15 protein-coding genes are annotated in these 16,400 nt (G+C 62.0%); 5 read left to right on the top strand and 10 right to left on the bottom strand.

All coding sequences use genetic code 11. The annotated features are described in order from the left end of the window. From QZZ60_RS02745 to QZZ60_RS02755, 3 genes are all read right to left on the bottom strand, one after another. Positions 1-206, bottom strand: a 206-nt coding sequence (locus tag QZZ60_RS02745; protein WP_295637473.1) for an aldo/keto reductase, incomplete at its 3' end; no start/stop codon positions are given. A 12-nt stretch (positions 207-218) separates the two neighbouring features. Further along, entirely contained in the window at positions 219-1,268 is a 1,050-nt protein-coding gene (locus QZZ60_RS02750; protein WP_295637477.1) for an alcohol dehydrogenase catalytic domain-containing protein, read from the bottom strand. A gap of 115 nt (positions 1,269-1,383) precedes the next feature. Beyond that, complete coding sequence (locus tag QZZ60_RS02755) at positions 1,384-1,878, bottom strand: cupin domain-containing protein (RefSeq protein ID WP_295637481.1); 495 nt, start codon at positions 1,876-1,878, stop codon at positions 1,384-1,386. Between the two features lie 339 nt (positions 1,879-2,217). On the opposite strand from QZZ60_RS02755, the gene QZZ60_RS02760 reads away from it, so the two are divergent. Both QZZ60_RS02760 and QZZ60_RS02765 read left to right on the top strand, forming a co-directional pair. Next, positions 2,218-2,943, top strand: coding sequence for a flavodoxin (locus tag QZZ60_RS02760; RefSeq protein ID WP_295637484.1), 726 nt, complete (start codon positions 2,218-2,220; stop codon positions 2,941-2,943). 114 nt (positions 2,944-3,057) lie between these two features. After that, positions 3,058-3,987: a cyclophilin-like fold protein gene (locus tag QZZ60_RS02765; protein ID WP_295637487.1), complete on the top strand. Its 930-nt coding sequence runs from the start codon at positions 3,058-3,060 to the stop codon at positions 3,985-3,987. Positions 3,988-4,264: 277 nt separating this feature from the next. Here the strand turns inward: QZZ60_RS02765 and QZZ60_RS02770 are convergent, their stop codons facing one another. The 7 genes from QZZ60_RS02770 to QZZ60_RS02800 all read right to left on the bottom strand — a co-directional run bounded on the left by QZZ60_RS02770 (position 4,265) and on the right by QZZ60_RS02800 (position 13,110). Further along, entirely contained in the window at positions 4,265-4,612 is a 348-nt protein-coding gene (locus QZZ60_RS02770) for a DsrE family protein (RefSeq protein ID WP_295637490.1), read from the bottom strand. Between the two features lie 17 nt (positions 4,613-4,629). Continuing rightward, positions 4,630-6,645, bottom strand: coding sequence for a molecular chaperone HtpG (gene htpG, locus QZZ60_RS02775; RefSeq protein WP_295637493.1), 2,016 nt, complete (start codon positions 6,643-6,645; stop codon positions 4,630-4,632). Positions 6,646-7,001: 356 nt separating this feature from the next. After that, complete coding sequence (locus tag QZZ60_RS02780) at positions 7,002-7,742, bottom strand: DUF4851 domain-containing protein (RefSeq protein WP_295637496.1); 741 nt, start codon at positions 7,740-7,742, stop codon at positions 7,002-7,004. A 352-nt stretch (positions 7,743-8,094) separates the two neighbouring features. Next, positions 8,095-9,036 carry a TIM44-like domain-containing protein gene (locus QZZ60_RS02785; protein ID WP_295637498.1) on the bottom strand — a complete coding sequence of 314 codons (942 nt, stop codon included), beginning with the start codon at positions 9,034-9,036 and terminating at the stop codon, positions 8,095-8,097. Between the two features lie 140 nt (positions 9,037-9,176). Beyond that, on the bottom strand, positions 9,177-9,920 hold the full coding sequence (locus QZZ60_RS02790; RefSeq protein ID WP_295637501.1) for a sulfite exporter TauE/SafE family protein: 744 nt from the start codon (positions 9,918-9,920) through the stop codon (positions 9,177-9,179). A gap of 663 nt (positions 9,921-10,583) precedes the next feature. After that, positions 10,584-12,179 (bottom strand): (Fe-S)-binding protein, encoded by a 1,596-nt coding sequence (locus QZZ60_RS02795; RefSeq protein ID WP_295637504.1) that lies wholly within the window; start codon positions 12,177-12,179, stop codon positions 10,584-10,586. A 10-nt stretch (positions 12,180-12,189) separates the two neighbouring features. After that, positions 12,190-13,110 (bottom strand): respiratory nitrate reductase subunit gamma, encoded by a 921-nt coding sequence (locus tag QZZ60_RS02800; RefSeq protein WP_295637507.1) that lies wholly within the window; start codon positions 13,108-13,110, stop codon positions 12,190-12,192. 353 nt (positions 13,111-13,463) lie between these two features. Here QZZ60_RS02800 and cobA point away from each other — a divergent pair, with 353 nt between their 5' ends. The 3 genes from cobA to QZZ60_RS02815 all read left to right on the top strand — a co-directional run bounded on the left by cobA (position 13,464) and on the right by QZZ60_RS02815 (position 16,184). Then, positions 13,464-14,984: a uroporphyrinogen-III C-methyltransferase gene (gene cobA / locus QZZ60_RS02805; RefSeq protein WP_295637510.1), complete on the top strand. Its 1,521-nt coding sequence runs from the start codon at positions 13,464-13,466 to the stop codon at positions 14,982-14,984. Continuing rightward, the gene (gene purN, locus QZZ60_RS02810; RefSeq protein ID WP_295637513.1) at positions 14,981-15,655 is read left to right on the top strand and encodes a phosphoribosylglycinamide formyltransferase; all 675 of its coding nucleotides are present in this window, start codon (positions 14,981-14,983) and stop codon (positions 15,653-15,655) included. The genes cobA and purN overlap by 4 nt, the downstream gene beginning before the upstream one ends. Positions 15,656-15,737: 82 nt before the next feature. Then, the gene (locus QZZ60_RS02815; protein WP_295637516.1) at positions 15,738-16,184 is read left to right on the top strand and encodes a hypothetical protein; all 447 of its coding nucleotides are present in this window, start codon (positions 15,738-15,740) and stop codon (positions 16,182-16,184) included. The last annotated feature ends 216 nt before the right edge of the window (positions 16,185-16,400 follow it).

Raw genomic sequence — 16,400 nt, forward strand, 5'->3', positions numbered from 1 at the left:
GCCCGTCCCACGAGTTCTTCGTTCACATAGGGGCCGTAGCCCTCGGCCGTATCAAAAAAGGTGCAGCCCAGCTCATAGGCCCGGCGTATCAGTCTCACGGCCTCCTCTTCGGAGGGCGCGGGCCCGTAGCCGTGACTGAAGCCCATGCAGCCCATGCCGACGGCCGAAACTTCCGGCCCCCTCTTTCCCAGTCGTCTTGTCTTCATGTCAGATTCTCCTCAGGGCCGAATCACGGTCTTCAGCACGTGCGCGTCCGGTGAAACCTGCATTTCAAGCGCCTGCTGAAGCTTTTCCAGCGGCAGCACGTCGGTCACGTACCTTTCCGGATCGATGATGCCGCGGGCGATGAGATCGATGGTCTCTTCAAACTCCCTTCGCGTGCAGGATACGCTTCCGGTGAGCCGCACCTCATGCAGCACTGCCCGGTTCAGCTCGAAAGGCACCGTGGGGGCGATGGAATTGCCTATCATGACCACCTCGCCGCCGGGCTTCACCCCGTCCAGACAGGCCGCCAGCGAGTCGCCGGAACCCACGGCCTCAAAAACCACGTCGTAGCCGTCGCCGGAAAGCTCCCGCATTCGCTCGGCCCTGTCCGGGGCGTTGCCGTACACGTAGGCGTCAAAGTCGCCGATTTCACGCGCCTTGCCCGTCTGCCTGTCGTCGATGCGGGACATGACGAGCAGTGATGCACCGGCCTTCTTCGCCAGACCGCCGATGAGCTGGGCAATGATGCCGCTGCCCACGACAAGCACCTTGTCGTGCAGCTTCAGCCCCGAACGCCGCACGGCATGATAGGCCACCATGAGCGGATCGATGAGTCCCGCCGCCACGTCCGACACCGCATCCGGCAGCCTGTAGGCGTTCATGGCCTTGCCGACGAAGTATTCCGCATAACCGCCGTCGCACACAAAGCCCGTGTAGTTTCTGCCGTTCACGCTGCGGCAGAGCTGCTCCTGTCCGGCCCGGCACATGTCGCACTCGCCGCAGTACAGATTGGCCCAGAAGGTGACGCGCTCTCCTTTGCGGAACGAGCTGTCGCCCGGATCGGTCACCACGCCGCAAAATTCGTGTCCCATGATGAAGTTGTCCGGCCTGTCCGGGTTCCAGCCCTTCCCTTCCTTCCACATATGAATGTCGCTGCCGCACACGCCGCAGGCCGACACCCGTATGCGCATCATGCCGGCAGTCACCTCCGGCATGGGAACATCCCTTATTTCCACCCTGCCCGGGCCGACCAGCACGCCGGCCTTCATGATTCCTGCTTCCATGTCATGCCTCCTGTGAAAAGGCCGCACGATGCGGCCCTGTTTCGCTGCGCCTCTGCGGCGCACATTCCGAAAACATCCGTTCTGCGTCCGATTCCGGTCAGACGGAAAACGGACGCTACCTCGCGTTGTACTGTTCGTCGGTAACCTTTTCCATCCACTCGACCACCTTGCCCGGCTCCTTTTCCTCACAGATGGAAATGTGCGTCATGGCGCTGTTCGGAGATGCGCCGTGCCAGTGCTTGACGCCCACGGGACAGATGACCACGTCGCCTGCGCGTATGACCTCGATGGGCTTGCCCCATTCCTGCGTGAGCCCCACGCCTGACGTTATGATGAGAGCCTGTCCCACGGGATGCACATGCCAGTTTGATCGCGCCCCGGGCTCAAAGGTCACGACGCCCACGCTGGAACGCATGTCGTTGTTCGCCGGGTATATCTGCTCGATGCGGACGGTGCCGGTAAAAAAACGATCCGAGCCTCTGGAGGTCGGAAACTCTCCATTGCGGAGAATGGTCTGCGACTTGCCGATTTCGGCGGAAAATGCCTGCCCGGGCAAAGCCAAGACACAGGCAGCCAGAGTCAGAGCCATGCACGACGCAATCTTGTTCATGATGAAAACCTCCGATCGTTTGCGGCTGTTCTGCCGACGTTTCATGAAGGCAGGGTACAAACCTCCATGGCCAGAAACCAGCTACGATGCTCTCTTTTTTTTTGCCCGATAGTCGCAACTCTGAAAATATACGCAATAAAAACAAGCAATTAGTATTTTGTCTCTTGCCCAAAGGGCAAAACATTGCAAGAAACGGGCAAAAAGCTGCGAGCTTTGTGCCTGTTTTCTTCCTTCCGACGCCGCTATGACAAAAAAGAGCGCACCATCGCGCTTCCGGCCGACGCGAAAAGATGTTCCGCCGGGTCAAGGACCGCACAATCCGTGCAGGGGAGTTCCTTCATGAACAGGAAAAACACTCGTCATTCTGCCGGAGGCGGCGCAGGATGCTCCGCTTTCACAGGCAAGGAAAGATTCTTTTCTTCCCACGACCCGACGTGCGCACGTTCCGACACCGTACGCCCAAGCCGCGCGCGTCATCGCTTCCGAACCGCGCTGTCCTGCGCGCTTGCCGTCCTTCTCTTCTGCGCTTCGGCCATCGTCGCGCCGAACGCCGAGGCGGCAGCGGCTCCGGCCCCGAAAATTCTCATCGCCTTCTTTTCCCTTACGGGCAACACGCGCCTCATCGCCCGCGACATCCAGAAGATGACCGGCGGCGACCTTTTCGAAATACGCCCCGTGCACGGCTACGGCCCGGACTTCGACGGCGCCGTGGAACAGGCCCGAAGGGAGCTTCGGGAAAACGCGCGTCCGCCCCTGAAGGAAACCGTATCGGACATACGAAGCTACGACGTCGTCTTCGTGGGCTTTCCCAACTGGGTGGGCACCATGCCCATGCCGGTCTTCACCTTTCTTGAAGGACACGATCTTGCCGGAAAGACCATCGTGCCCTTCTGCACCCACGGCACGAGCGGCCCGTCGAACACCTTCCGCGACCTTGCGGCCCTGCCCCTTCACGCCGTCGTCCTTGAAGGCCTGGCCGTTTATCGAAACGACGTCCGCAGCGCCGAGGGACGAGTCCGCAAATGGCTGCACGATCTCGGATACCTGAAGGACGAGGCGCGCTGATTTTCCCAGCCGCGCCGTCTTCCCTCCCCCCATGAGCAAAAAAAACGGCCCGTGCGCCCCGAAAGCCGGGGCCAGGCATGGCCGTTCCCTTCACCGATTTTCCACGGAGGCATCATGTACGGCATCATCACCACGCTTCTCGGCGCGCTGCTCACCCTTGTTCTGGTCTCTCCCGGCCTCTGCGCCCCGGCATCCGGCAAAAGCCTCATCATCGTGTACTCTCTCACCGGCAACACCCGGCACGTGGCCGAAGTGCTGCAATCCCTCACCGGCGCGGACATGGAGGAAATACAGACCGTCACCCCCTACCCCGACGACTTTCACGCCGTGGTGGAGCAGGCCCGGGCGGAAAGGAACTCGGGGCATCTGCCGCCCATCCGGCCGCTGAAGGCCGACCTGAGAGACTACGACACCATCTATCTCGGCTTTCCCATCTGGGGAAACACCGTTCCCCAGCCCATGGCCACCTTTCTTGCCGGACACGACCTGGCCGGAAAGACCATACTGCCCTTCTGCACGCACGACGGCTACGGCCCCGGACGCAGTGCCCGCGCAGTGGCGGAATACTGCCCGAAGGCCCGTGTGCTCCACATTTTCGACATGCAGGGCTCCGAAGTGCGCAACGCAAAACCCGGGCTTGTCTCCTGGCTGAAAGACCTCGGCGTCACGCCCGGACAGCAGTCGCGGGAACTCGTCATACGCGCAGGGGAAACCGTGCTTCACGGCACGCTCAATGACAGCCCCGCAGCGCGGGCATTTCTCGAAAGACTGCCGCTCTCCGTGCGCATGACGAACTACGGCGGCCGCGAATACTACGGAGGGCTGGACGAAGTGCTGGAAACGAGGGAGGAAGGGCGCCTTCGCTTTGATGACGGCGACATTACCTACTGCCCGCAGAACAACACCGTGGCCATATTCTACGCGCAGACCTCGCGGCCGGATCTCACCATGAAGGTCATTCCTCTGGGCAAGATCACCTCATCCCTCGCGCCGCTTCACGATATGCTGCGTTCCCTTGCCGTGACGTTCTCCCTGAAGGACTAGGCACGCTGAAACTGCGTCTGCGGGCGCACCGCACTCCTTTTGAACGGCCCGGCATGAACGTTCAAGAGCATGATTGAAGGCCTGCCTCCGGCTTTTCCGGCAGATACCGTCAGACATGAGCAGCCTTCCCGCAACGGCCCGACGCACGTCATGCCCGCCGGTCCCTCCGGCTTTTTCGAAGCCTGCCCTCCCGACGATTAAAAAAAGAGGCGGAGCGGATTTCTCCGCCCCGCCAGAGGTATGGGCAAATGTTGCGCGCTGCCGCAGACGGAACAGTCTACGGACGCAGGAAGGCAAAGCCCTCGCGCTGAAGCTTCACGATTTCCACCACGCCCGCGGGCACGACTTCGCAGCCTTCCCACAGCTCGTCACGGGAGACGTTGAACGTGGTCAGCGCGTTGTTGCACAGCCTGATGGAAAGCCCTTCGGCCATGAGCTTTGCGCCGCGTTCGGCAAGAACCTTGTTTTCGCGGGTGAAGAGCTGCACCGCCGGACCGTTGGCCACCATGACCACGCGGAAGTCCTCTCCCGGCAGACCGGCCCGGTAGTTGGCCACGTTGTTGAAGGCGAGATTGAGACGGGCGGGATCGTTGTCGTCCACGTGAATGAGGAGGTCATAGTACATGGGCTTTCTCCTTGAGTTTACTTGCGCAGGTCGGAATACCAGCCCGCAGCCTGACGAAGCAGACGCATGCTGCGTTCGGCCATGGCGAAGGGTTCGTTCATGTAGCCGTCGAGCAGAAGCGTGGTGTCGAACAGGGCGTTCACCATGTCCTTGAAGGTATCATCCTCGGCGCCTTCCTTGCATATGCGCATGAGAGAGCGCACAAGAGCGTTGTCGGGGTTGAGTTCAAGAATCTTCTGCGGGATGCCGTCGGTCTTCTGCATGACGCGCATGAGCTTTTCCATGGAGGACGTCACGCCTTCGGGCGACACGAGACAGGCCGCCGCGTCGATGGGACGGGTGGCTGCGCGCACGTCCTTCACCTGATCGCCGAGAATGGTTTTCACCGCGCTGATGAGGGCGTCGAGTTCCGGCTTTTCCTCTTCGGAAAGAGGCTCGGGCTTCGGCTCGGCGTTCTCCACGTCGGGGAAGGCGTCCAGAGCCCCGGCTTCGGCAAGTTCCACGGACTTGAAGGGATGCTTCTGGTACTCCATGATGGCTTCGAGCGCGAACTCGTCCACCGGATCGGTGAGATACAGCACTTCCAGTCCCTTGCGGCGGAACTGACCGAGATGGGGATTGACTTTTGCCGCTTCCATGGACGACGCGGCCACGTACCAGATTTCCTTCTGGTCGGGCTTCATGCGGGAAACGTAGTCGTCGAGGCTCGTGAGCTTGTCTTCCTGCGCCGTGGAGTAGTAGCGCAGAAGCGGAGCCACGCGGTCGCGGTACTGATAGCTGTCGAAGCCGAACTTGATGTATTTTCCGTGCAGCTTCCACATGGTCTCGTACTTCTCGGGATCGTTCTTGGCCATGCGCTCGAAATGCGTGAGGAGCTGACGGGTGATGGTCTGGCTTATCTTGCGCAGCACCACGTTTTCCTGAAGCGTTTCACGGGAAATGTTGAGCGGCAGATCCTCGGTGTCCACCACGCCCTTCATGAAGGCGAAGTAGCTCGGCAGAAGCTCCTTGTTGTGGCGGTCGATGAGCACGCGGCGCACATAGAGGTCAGGGCCCCACTCGTCCTTGCGCTCGTCGAAGACCTCCACGGCGCTGCCGGGAATGTAGAGCAGGCAGTTGAACTGCACGGGCGCGTCGACGGAAAAGTGAATGACGTCCAGAGGTTCCTTCTGATCGTAGGTGAGGAACTTGTAGAACTCGTCGTACTGTTCCTTCGTGATGGAGAACTTGGGCTCGCGCCACAGGGCCGCCGTGGTGTTGACGCGTTCTCCGTCAAGCTGAATGGCAAAGGGCAGGAAGTTGGAGTGCTTGCGGATGATGCCCTCAAGACGGAACTTTTCCTCGTATTCGTGAGCGTCGTCGCGAAGGAAAATTCTGATGCTGGTGCCGCGCTTCACGCCTTCGGCTTCCGCGCCTTCCAGGGTGCGGATGGTGAAGCTGCCCGTGCCGTCGGACGTCCACACGTGCGGCACGCCGTCGCCCGTGGCGGACACGGAGGTGACTTCCACCTTCTTCGCCACCATGAACACGGAATAGAAGCCTATGCCGAAACGACCGATGATCTGGGAGGCGTCGTCGGGCTTGCTGTCGTCGTGCTCGACGATGGGCTCCTCGGCGTCGAGGGACTTTTCCCCTTCCTCGTCGTCAGCCCCGGACTCTTCGGCGGGCTTTTTCTCTTCGGCAGGCTTTGCCGCGGCCTTTTCCGCCTCGCGCGCCTTCAGAAACTCTTCGGAACCGGAACGGGCGATGGTGCCGAGGTTGTCGATCATTTCCTGTTCCGTCATGCCTATGCCGGTATCGGCAACGGTGATGACGTGGTTGTCCTTGTCCGTGGTGATGCGGATTTCGAGCGGCAGTTCGGGGTCGCGCACCTCGCCGCCCGTGGTCTGGAGAAAGCGCACCTTCTCCAGAGCGTCGGAGGCGTTGGAAAGAAGTTCACGAAGGAATATCTCGTGATTGGTATACAGGGAGTGGGTAAGAATGTTGAGCAGCTTGCACGTTTCCGCGCGAAACTGATGCGTGGTTTCCGCCATGGGATGGCCTCCTGATATGCTTCCGGTCCCGCGGCTCCGCCGCCGACCGGTCATGACTGAATGAAGGGCCCGACTGCGTTCGGGCCCAACAGTCACATAAGACGCCGGGTCGCCAAGTCAAGAGCAGGGCACGAAAAAAGGCCGGCTTCCCGCATGAAGCGAAAAAGCCGGCCGCATCCCGCGAAAGGGGGCCGCGCACTTCCGGCCGGACGATGACAAGGCACGGGGAGGGACGACGCCGTCCCCTGCCCCCGCCCGGTGAAGAAGCCGTGGAGACTTGCCCCGACGCGTCCTGCGCTCGAATCGTTCACCAGGAGCCCTCTCGGCGCCCGGCCCGAAAGTCTGCGCCGGACGGCCTAAAACTGATATTCCGTCGTTGAACCGAGCACGGTGCCGAGCAGTTCGGGCGATATGCCTTCATGCCCCCAGGCGTAGGGCTGCACGCCGGAAACGGGAATGTCTCCGTTTTCACCGAATCGCGCCGAAAAGGCGGTGTCCGCACGCTGGACGAAGGCACGAAGCTGCGCGTCGTCCACGATGGGACAACGCTCGGAGGCGTAAGGCTCACGATATTCCACCAGAAGCTTGCACTCGCCGTTGTTCACTATCCACTCGTACTGACTGACGAAGACGCCGGCCGTCCAGCCCGTGCCCTTTTTGTTGAACGCGCCCATCCACGGATCGAGCTGCACGGGACGGATGAACACCCGCTGCGTCACGCTGCCCGGTCTGTCGCCGCCGCAGCGGTACAGCACGGGCAGAAACTCAAGGTTGGTTTCCATGATGCCGGGATACCAGTGCCGGGAACCGGCGTCGGCCAGGGCCACGGCAAGCTGCGCGCCGTCCCTGGCGCTCAGGCAGTACCACACCGTGCCGGGCTCGGAACGCGGAAGCTGACGCTCCGCAGACAGCATGACGGACATCTTTCCCTGAGCCACGGTGGAGAACTCAGGCGACGCCTTCACCGCCACGGTGGGACGGGCCGAGGATTCAAAGGACGCGGTCTGGCCGGAACCGCGGACGAAAAACCAGTCGGCGCAGGCGGCAGAAGGAACCGACAAAGCCAGAAAAGCGAGAAGAGAAAGCAATCTTTTCATGACGCGCTCTCCGTGTTTCTTGCCCGGATCATCCCGGAACAGAGCCCACACTAGCAGAACGCACGTGATAAGGGAGCGGCAAACGCCCCCGACAACCATGAGTAATCATGGCAAAACGCTGATACTAACTTCTCTCGCGTCAAAAAAACGGAAAACCTCGCTCGAAACTTCGTGAAAAGCCTCCCTCTCCGCCGAAGAGCCGGAAGCGCCCGCCATGCGCATCGCTGACCTGACGCGGCCGGAGGCTCTCCGACCGTCGGAAGCGGACGCAAAAAGGCCGGTTCCCCCGAAAAGGAGAAACCGGCCTCATGTTCATGAAAAGGCGCGTCCGAAACGCCCTTCCTTCAAGGGACTAGGCAAGCTGCTGAATGCCGTCGAGCTTCCAGCTGTCGCCTTCGGCGCGGGAGCACACGAAGTGCCACACTTCACGCACCTGTTCGGGACGGGCGGCGCGCTGGTCTTCACGCATGAGCACGTCGAAGTACACGGCCACGCGACGCAGATCGCCCTCGTCGCGCACTTCGATGACCGAAGCGTTCACGAGCAGAATCTCGGTCTTGCCGGGCTTGGGATCGGCTTTGGCCTGTTCGCGCAGCTCGCGCATGACGTCTTCGGTGGCGAAGTTGGCGATGTCGTCGAGGTCACGGCGATCCCACGACGCCTGAAGGCGCGTATAGGCTGCCTTGGCTCCGCGCAGAAACTCGTCCTGATCGAAATCGGCGGGAAGCTCCACGCCGCTTTCCTGCGCCGCGGCCTGCTGCTCGGGCTGCTGGGAACGAAGACTGTCCCACGCTCCGCCCTGGCTGTACTGGCCGGGGGCTTCCTGTCCGCGGGGAGCCTCATAGCTGTTGTAGGTCTGCCGGCTGTCGGAGTCGCCCTGCCCCGCGCGGAAACGACGGAACAGCTTGACGCCGAAGTACACGAGCAGGCCGAGAATGATCAGATTGAACACACCGCCGAGCATCCCGGCGCCCATGCCGTGACCGCCCAGAAGACTGCCGAGGAAGGTACCGGCAAGAAGGCCGCCGAACAGGCCGCCCAGAAGACCGGTGTTGCTGCGCGCCATGGTGGCCGCGCCGCCGTTAGCCGTGCTGGCCATGGGAGCCTGCCGCTGCACGGAGGACGAGCCGCCGCGGAACGCGCCCGAAGGAGGCGTGGCCGGCCGGCTCATGATGGAGGAACTGCCGAAGCTCCGCCCGCCGCCGAGACGCGCGGCATCCGCGTAATCGGGCATGGCAAAGGAAAGCGTGGCCAGACAGGCAGCGCAGAGGGCAAAGGTTTTCCACTTGTTCATGTTTTTTCCTTGTTGGCTGAGTTGATCGACCTTCCGGCCGTGCCGTGCAGGCCGGGTACAGTCAACATTACCATAATCACGAAAACCGCCCTTGGGAAGGGGGAAACGGGAGGTTTCAGGCAAAGGATAACGCGGAATTGTTACCATCCCATGGCACGAACGAAAAGAATGACGGCGGCCACGGCAAGAAAGACCAGAACGATGCGCTGAAAAAGCTTCTGATCGATGCGCCGCCCGAGGCGCACGCCCGCGACCTGACCGATGAAACAGCCCGCCACGCCCGCAAGCGACACCTGAAGAAGCGTGAGCGTATACAGTCCGGCAACGGCCTGAGAAATCACGGACGCTATGCCCGTGAACAGATAGAACACGCTCATGTTGCCGCGCGCCCTGTCGGGCGACCAGTGCTTCATGAGCACGTAGATGCCGAGCGGAGCGCCCACCATGGCCACGGAACCGCTCACGAAGCCGCAGATGAATCCCGCGCCCACGCCTACGATCGTGGAATCCGGCAGGCGATAGGCGGCCGCCCTGCGGAAAAGCTGCATGATGATGAAGCAGGCCAGCATGGCGCAGACCATGAGCTGCAGAACCTGCATGGAGGCGACGCGAAGCACGAGCGCGCCCACGAAGCAGCCCGGCACGGCGCCTATGACGAGATCCCGTATTTCCCTCCAGCAGCAGGCCTTGCGGTAGGAGTAGGAAAGATGAAGCGTACCGTACAGTCCCGTGAGGCAGGATACCAGCACGGCTTCGCCGGGAGTGATGACCGCCGTCATGAGCGGCATGGCCACCATGATGGCTCCTATGCCCGTGGCTCCGCCGACGATGCCGCCGGACAGCCAGCCCAGAGCGACCATGAAGCAGGTCCAGACAAAATCCATAGCGTCCCTCCCGCAAGCCTTGCGTTCATTCGACGCCGTCCGGAAAAGCCGCGTCAAATTTATCAGAGTTATACTCTACCTATTTTACGCTGTCCAGCACGGGAACGGAAACGCTTCCGTCTGATGCCCGGAAAGACGCCCCCTCCGAAGAAACGCCTTCATCCCGCAGGTTCCCAGATCGCTGCCGAAGCCCCCCGCATGCGCTCATGAGCGCCGTGTTCCCATCACGCCCCCGCCCATCGCCTGCCGGACTCTTCTCTTTTCCGGCAGAGGCGGTCTTGCGTCGTTGTTCCGGCCGCAAGTTCTCTTCATGACTCCCCGGGAAGGAAAGACCGCATTGCTGGATTCACGGTGCTGCGGCATCGCAGTCCTTCCCTTCCCCGCACGCTCTTCCGAAAGCCGTGTTCTTTTCCCGCGCTCCGCCCCCTGCCGGACCGCTTCGGGCATGGATTCCGGCCGCCGACGCCGTGCCCAGGGCTCCCGCCGGCCTGCCCGCGGAGGCAAGGCAGCGCGTGCATTCCGAAGGACGCCTTTCCCCGCTCTGCGCACTTCAGAGGCAATGGAACAGGATGATGCCGGACGAAGGACGCAAAAAAGGGCGGAAGCCGAAGCTCCCGCCCTTTTGCTTTCAGGGGAGGAAGAGCCTTCCTCCCGCCGTTGTCATTATTCTTCTTCCCACTTGATGAAGCCGGGCTTCACGTCGGTCATGGCATTGACGATGAGTTCGACAAGGCCGCCGTACTGCATGCCGTTCTTCTCAAGGAGATTGTTCTGTTCGAGCAGTTCGCGGATCTGGCCCTTGCAGTTGGAGCAGGGAGCGCAGACGTACTTCTTGACTTCAGGACCGAGGCAGTCCTTGAAGGCGCCGCAGATCTGTTCCATCTTTTTACGGCCGGTAATGTTCATGCGCCATTCGTTGATGTTGTTGCGCGTCATGATGGCGAAACCGGAACCGCCGCCGCAGCAGTAGTTTTCCACGCCGTGGGGGGTCATTTCGCGGAACTGCGGGCAGATGGCGTGCAGAACGTCGCGCTGAGGCTTCACCACGCCCATGAGACGCACCAGGTTGCAGGGGTCATGCAGGGTGACGGGGAAGTTGTTGCGGCTGGGGTCGAGCTTGAGACGACCGCCGAGCACGATGTCGCGCAGCACCGGGAAGCAGCTTTCGCGGGGGATGTTCAGATCGGGGGGCAGGATGCGGTCGGCGATGACGGTGAGGGCCTTGTGAGCATGGCCGCATTCGCCGAGCACGATCTTCTTGACGCCGAGCTTCTTGGCGGCTTCGGCGTGCTTGATGGCCACGCGGGCGGCCTGCACGTCGTCGTAGAACACGCCGTAGTTCACGGAGTCGTAGCCGGCGATTTCGGAGCTCAGGGTCCAGGACAGACCGGCGGCTTCAAAAATGAGGGAGAAGGCCGCGATGTTGTCGGGCCAGGCGAGCATTTCGCCGGCGTTGTGGATGAGCAGAATGTCGGCGTTCGGCACGTCCCAGGGGGTCTTGAATTCGTATTCCGTGGTCTCGACGTAGTCTTCGTCGATGAATTCGACGGTTTCCTTCACGACGTCGGGATTCATGCCGGTGGAGGAACCGACCTCGAGCTGGAGCTTGGTGCCCTTTTCATGCAGTTCGCGGGGGTTCCAGCCGAATTCCTGGCTGAAGAGCTTGCGCAGTTCGCGGGCGATGAGGCCGTTGTCCACGCCGATGGGGCAGACCTGAGCGCAGCGGCGGCACAGGTTGCAGCGGTAGGAAAGCTCGGCCAGACGCACGACGGTCTTCCAGTTGAGCTCGGTGTCGCCGTAGCGCCACTTGGCGAAGGGTTCCTTCTTCACATACTGCTTGTAGATGCGGCGGAACAGTTCGGAGCGGAAGTTCGGACGATACATTTCATGCTCGTTGGACATCTCGTACAGATGGCAGGCGGCAGAGCAGGAGTTGCACTGCGCGCAGTAGTCCATGGTGGTGTCGAGCATGGCGAGGCAGGTCCAGTTGTTCTCGGGCGTGAAGAGCTTGCGCACGCCTTCGAGGAAACGGTTGACCAGTTCCTCTTCTTCGGCCTTGGTCTGAGGCACGGGAATGAGCAGAACGTTGATGTCGTCCAGAAGGCAGCAGTACTGCTTCTTCTGAGCGTCGGTGATGACCTTCCAGGGGAAGGTCTGGTAGTCGACGGGCATGGGACGGAGGGTATTCACGTCAACCGTGGTGAGCTGCCCTTCTTCCCTCGACAGATCGTTGAAGGTAAGTTCCTGCGAAGTTTTCATGTGCGGCTCCTTAGTCCTGCTTCTCGGGGTTGGAAGTGGCAACCTCTGCCCAGGTCTTCTTGCCGTCACCCTGAACATGCGGGGCACGCCAGCTGACGGGCAGGTTCAGGTTGTTGGCAAGCTGCTTCTGCAGCTTGGGGTTGTTGATGGTGGGAGCGTCGCCCCAGCGGATGTCGTGCCAGGTGAAGTACTTCATGAACAGGTGGCCGAGGAAGCTGTAGGGCACCCAGAAGAACATGAAGAAACCGAGCAGCAGGTAAAGCACGTAGAGAGGAGTCAGCTCCATGGCGGTGAAGGTGAACATGCCGTAGATGAAGCTGTTGCCCATGAGGGCGAAGTCATACACGCCGTGGCCGAGGCACAGCATGAGGCCGAACAGGCCGTAGATGCCGAACAGGCCGAGGTTGAAGAAGTGTTCGTTGGTGGTGTACTTGCGCAGGCCCTTGTCGCACAGACGGCGCTGAATGAGGCCGACGGAGCCGAACAGGATGCCCGCGAAGCCGAACACGTCGCAAAGCACGGTGACGACGGTGCAGAAGGTCACGAAGCCTTCGGCGCCGGCCAGCATGCCGAGAGCGGAAAGCACGGTCATGCCCATGGCGCCGATGAGCAGGTACAGACCGATGTGGAAGGGATAGGTGCGCACCCAGAGCGTGCGGTTGTGTTCCCACACGGCCTTGAGGAACAGAGCTTCGATGAGGAAGCCCTTGAGGGCGCCGACCATGCAGCTGCGGTACTTGTCTTTCCACCATTCGGTGTTTTCGAGGTAGCTGCCGCCGTATTCGACCTTTTCAGGGTCTTCATGCGCCACGGGATAGAGTTCCCAGCGCAGATGCTGAGGTTTCTTGAGATAGCCGATGATTCTCATCAGAGCCACGGCCACGAAGGCTATAACCGCCACATAGGCCAAACAGTAGAAAAAGATGCTCATGGTTGTCTCCTGTCGCGTTGTCCGCCAACTTGCATCCTGACAGGGGCAATCTGCCCCGGCCATCATTTCCGCACCACGCTTCCATACCGCCGCCGCCACGCCCTCTTACGGATAGAAGCATAAGGAAATTATACGCTTCTCCCGGCAAAAAGCCTTGGCCGGGGCGGCAGGACCGGCGCAAGGATGCACCGGAGGAAAGCTGATGAAGATTACACCAGCAGGCGCAAAAAAACAAGCCTGCGCCGGCAAGAACTTTCTCAGGGTCACAACGCGGAGGGGACGGCCCGAGGAAGGTCTTGCTCCCTAACCTTTTAATAAGTACACTGCGCCTGAATTCAAGACCCGGAGGACGGATGTACGTTTATCTCATCGGCGCAGGCCCCGGCGATCCCGGCCTGCTCACCTGCAAAGGCAGAAAGGTTCTTTCTGAAGCGGACGTCGTGGTATACGACTATCTTTCCAGCGAGGAACTCCTCGCCCTGGCCCGGCCCGATGCCGAACTCATCTATGTAGGCAAGATCGCGGGCAATCACGCCATGAAACAGGGCGACATCAACAAGCTTCTCATCGCCAAGGCGAAGGAAGGCAAGGTGGTCGCGCGTCTCAAGGGCGGCGATCCCTACATCTTCGGCCGCGGCGGCGAAGAGGCCGAGGAACTCGTGGACGCCGGCGTTCCCTTCGAGGAAATTCCCGGCATTTCCAGTTCCATAGCCGGCCCGGCCTATGCGGGCATACCGCTCACGCACCGCGCCTGGTCCTCCTCGGTCACCATCATCACCGGTCACGAAGACCCCACCAAGCCCGGTTCCGTGCACAACTGGAACGCCCTGGCCCGCAGCGCCTCCACGCTGGTCTTTCTCATGGGCATGAAGAACCTGCCCGAAATCGCGGCCAGACTCATGGAAGCAGGCATGGACGGCGGCACGCCCGCAGCCCTGGTGTACTGGGGCACCACGAACCGTCAGCGCTCCCTGGCCTCCACGCTGGCCGATCTGCCCGACGCCGCCGTGCGCGAAGGCTTCACCAATCCTTCCATCATCGTGGTGGGCGACGTGGTGCGCCTCAAGGACAAGCTCGACTGGTTCGAGAAAAAACCGCTTTTCGGCCGCACCGTGGTGGTCACGCGGGCGCGCGAGCAGGCGAGCGAAAGCGCCGCGCTCCTTGCCGAAAAGGGAGCCCGCGTCATCCAGTTCCCCACCATCAGAATCGTGCCCATGCCCGATTATGCCGAACTTGATGAAGCGGTCGGACATCTTTCCCGCTACGGCTGGGTCGTCTTCACCTCGGTGAACGGGGTGCGCTTCTTCCGCCGGCGCCTTGCCGCGCTCGGACTCGACGCCCGCGCCCTCGGCTCCGTCAAGGTGGCGGCCATAGGCCCGGCCACGGCGAAGGCCGTGGAAGACATGGGCATACGCGCCGACCTCGTGCCCTCCTCCTACGTGGCCGAAGGCGTGGCAAAGGCCATGCTCGAGCTCGGCATGAAGGGCCAGAAGGTGCTTCTGCCCCGCGCGAAGGAAGCCCGCGACGTGCTGCCCCGCGCCCTGCGCGAGGCCGGAGCGGAAGTGGACGTCATCGCCGCCTACGAAAACGTGCCCTCCGAGGAAAACCGCGACAAGGTGATGGAAGCGCTTGAAGAAGGCAGGCTCGACTGCGTGACCTTCGGCTCCTCCTCCACGGTGCGCAACTTCCTCGCCTCCATACCGCTGGACGAGCTGAAGAAGCATCCCGGCGTGCGCTTTGCCGCCATAGGCCCCGTGACCGCAGAGACCATGCGTTCTCTCGGCATCGAGCCCGACATCCAGTCGGAAACCTTCACCATTCCCGCCATGGTGGACGCCGTGTGCGCCGCGTTTGCGCACAAGGAGCGCGCATGACCCTCAAGCTCGGCATTCTCGCCTCGGGCAGCGGCACCAACGCCCAGGCCATGATCGACGCCGCCGAAGCCGGAAGGCTCGACGCGGACATCCGCATCATCATCGCCAACCGTCCGGGAGCGCCCGTGCTCGAGCGCGCCGAAAAGCACGGCATCGCCCATCTGTGCCTCGACCACAAGACCTTCCCCGACCGCGAGACCTTCGATCTCAGAATGGTGGAGGAACTCAGGAAGGCGGGCGTGGACACCGTGGCCCTTGCCGGCTACATGCGCCTCGTCACTCCCGCTTTTCTCGACGCCTTCCCCGGCCGCGTGCTCAACGTGCACCCCGCCGTGCTTCCCGCCTTTCCCGGCACGCACGGCGCGCGCGACGCCTGGCAGTACGGGGCGAAGTTCAGCGGCTGCACCGTGCACATCGTGGACCCCGTCATGGACGGCGGTCCCATCATCGTGCAGGCGACGCTGCCCGTGCGTCAGGACGAGGACGACGAGGCGCTTCTGAACCGCATTCACGTGTTCGAGCACCGCATCTACGTGCAGGCCCTCGAGTGGCTGGCCGAAGATCGGCTCCGCCTCGAGGGACGCCGCGTTCTGCTCACGCCCTCAGGCCGTCCGCTCGCGCCGCAGCCGGACACGGCCCTCATCTGGCCGCCCCTGGAAGAAGGTTTCTAGTTCCCCGCCCCATTGCCGGCCCTCCGGCTCACACCGCGCCAATCCGCGCAGATACGGCTGACTTTCAGCCGAGGGAGATTGCATGAAAGCTTCCCGTCTGTTCACCCCGCTCGCCCTGCTCGCCTGCCTCTGCACAAGCTCCGTCGCCCTCGCCGCCGACGACGCTCCCAAAAAGGCGGAACGCCGCACCCCCGTGGTGGTGGAATTTGAAGGCAACGACAGCATAGGCGTGACCCTTTTCAACAGCCTGCAGAAAAAGATCAACAGCACCAACCCGGCCAGCCCCGCCCGAGAAGCCAAGTTCCGCATCCTGCTGTCCACGGCGTCGGAGTTTCCCTCCCGTCCCGGCGTGGGCTCGGTGTACGCCGTGGTGTGGACCCTCGCCCTGTCCGAAGGCTCCATGGAATACTACCTCGTGCGCGACCTCGGCATCGTCACGCCGGACACCGTGGACGAAGTGACCGACCGCATCGTGAGCCGTACCGACGGCGTGTCCGCCCGCTACGGCTATCTCGACCGCGACAAGTAACATCTTCCCGGCGGAACGCTCCGAAAAGCGTTTCCGCCGCCCGGCGACAGGAAGCCCGCTTCCGTCGCAGAACCGCGCGGAAGAGCCGATCACGCTTCCGCGCGGCTTTTTTCATAAGGACGAAAGGCCCCGCCACTCCCCCGCGGCGCGGAGGATCAGCCTTTTCAGAAAACGGAGCCGCTTCCCGCGGCGCATCCGGGCCTGCGCGACGCCCTC

Origin of the sequence: uncultured Mailhella sp., from assembly GCF_905187505.1 — a bacterium.
In the GTDB taxonomy this organism is placed as follows: domain Bacteria; phylum Desulfobacterota; class Desulfovibrionia; order Desulfovibrionales; family Desulfovibrionaceae; genus Mailhella.

Bases quoted from the DNA above. Each gene is read 5' to 3' on its own strand.
- QZZ60_RS02750 (WP_295637477.1), bottom strand. From the start codon at position 1,268: ATGGAAGCAGGAATCATGAAGGCCGGCGTGCTGGTCGGCCCGGGCAGG.
- QZZ60_RS02755 (WP_295637481.1), bottom strand. From the start codon at position 1,878: ATGAACAAGATTGCGTCGTGCATGGCTCTGACTCTGGCTGCCTGTGTC.
- QZZ60_RS02760 (WP_295637484.1), top strand. From the start codon at position 2,218: ATGAACAGGAAAAACACTCGTCATTCTGCCGGAGGCGGCGCAGGATGC.
- QZZ60_RS02765 (WP_295637487.1), top strand. From the start codon at position 3,058: ATGTACGGCATCATCACCACGCTTCTCGGCGCGCTGCTCACCCTTGTT.
- QZZ60_RS02770 (WP_295637490.1), bottom strand. From the start codon at position 4,612: ATGTACTATGACCTCCTCATTCACGTGGACGACAACGATCCCGCCCGT.
- htpG (WP_295637493.1), bottom strand. From the start codon at position 6,645: ATGGCGGAAACCACGCATCAGTTTCGCGCGGAAACGTGCAAGCTGCTC.
- QZZ60_RS02780 (WP_295637496.1), bottom strand. From the start codon at position 7,742: ATGAAAAGATTGCTTTCTCTTCTCGCTTTTCTGGCTTTGTCGGTTCCT.
- QZZ60_RS02785 (WP_295637498.1), bottom strand. From the start codon at position 9,036: ATGAACAAGTGGAAAACCTTTGCCCTCTGCGCTGCCTGTCTGGCCACG.
- QZZ60_RS02790 (WP_295637501.1), bottom strand. From the start codon at position 9,920: ATGGATTTTGTCTGGACCTGCTTCATGGTCGCTCTGGGCTGGCTGTCC.
- QZZ60_RS02795 (WP_295637504.1), bottom strand. From the start codon at position 12,179: ATGAAAACTTCGCAGGAACTTACCTTCAACGATCTGTCGAGGGAAGAA.
- QZZ60_RS02800 (WP_295637507.1), bottom strand. From the start codon at position 13,110: ATGAGCATCTTTTTCTACTGTTTGGCCTATGTGGCGGTTATAGCCTTC.
- cobA (WP_295637510.1), top strand. From the start codon at position 13,464: ATGTACGTTTATCTCATCGGCGCAGGCCCCGGCGATCCCGGCCTGCTC.
- purN (WP_295637513.1), top strand. From the start codon at position 14,981: ATGACCCTCAAGCTCGGCATTCTCGCCTCGGGCAGCGGCACCAACGCC.
- QZZ60_RS02815 (WP_295637516.1), top strand. From the start codon at position 15,738: ATGAAAGCTTCCCGTCTGTTCACCCCGCTCGCCCTGCTCGCCTGCCTC.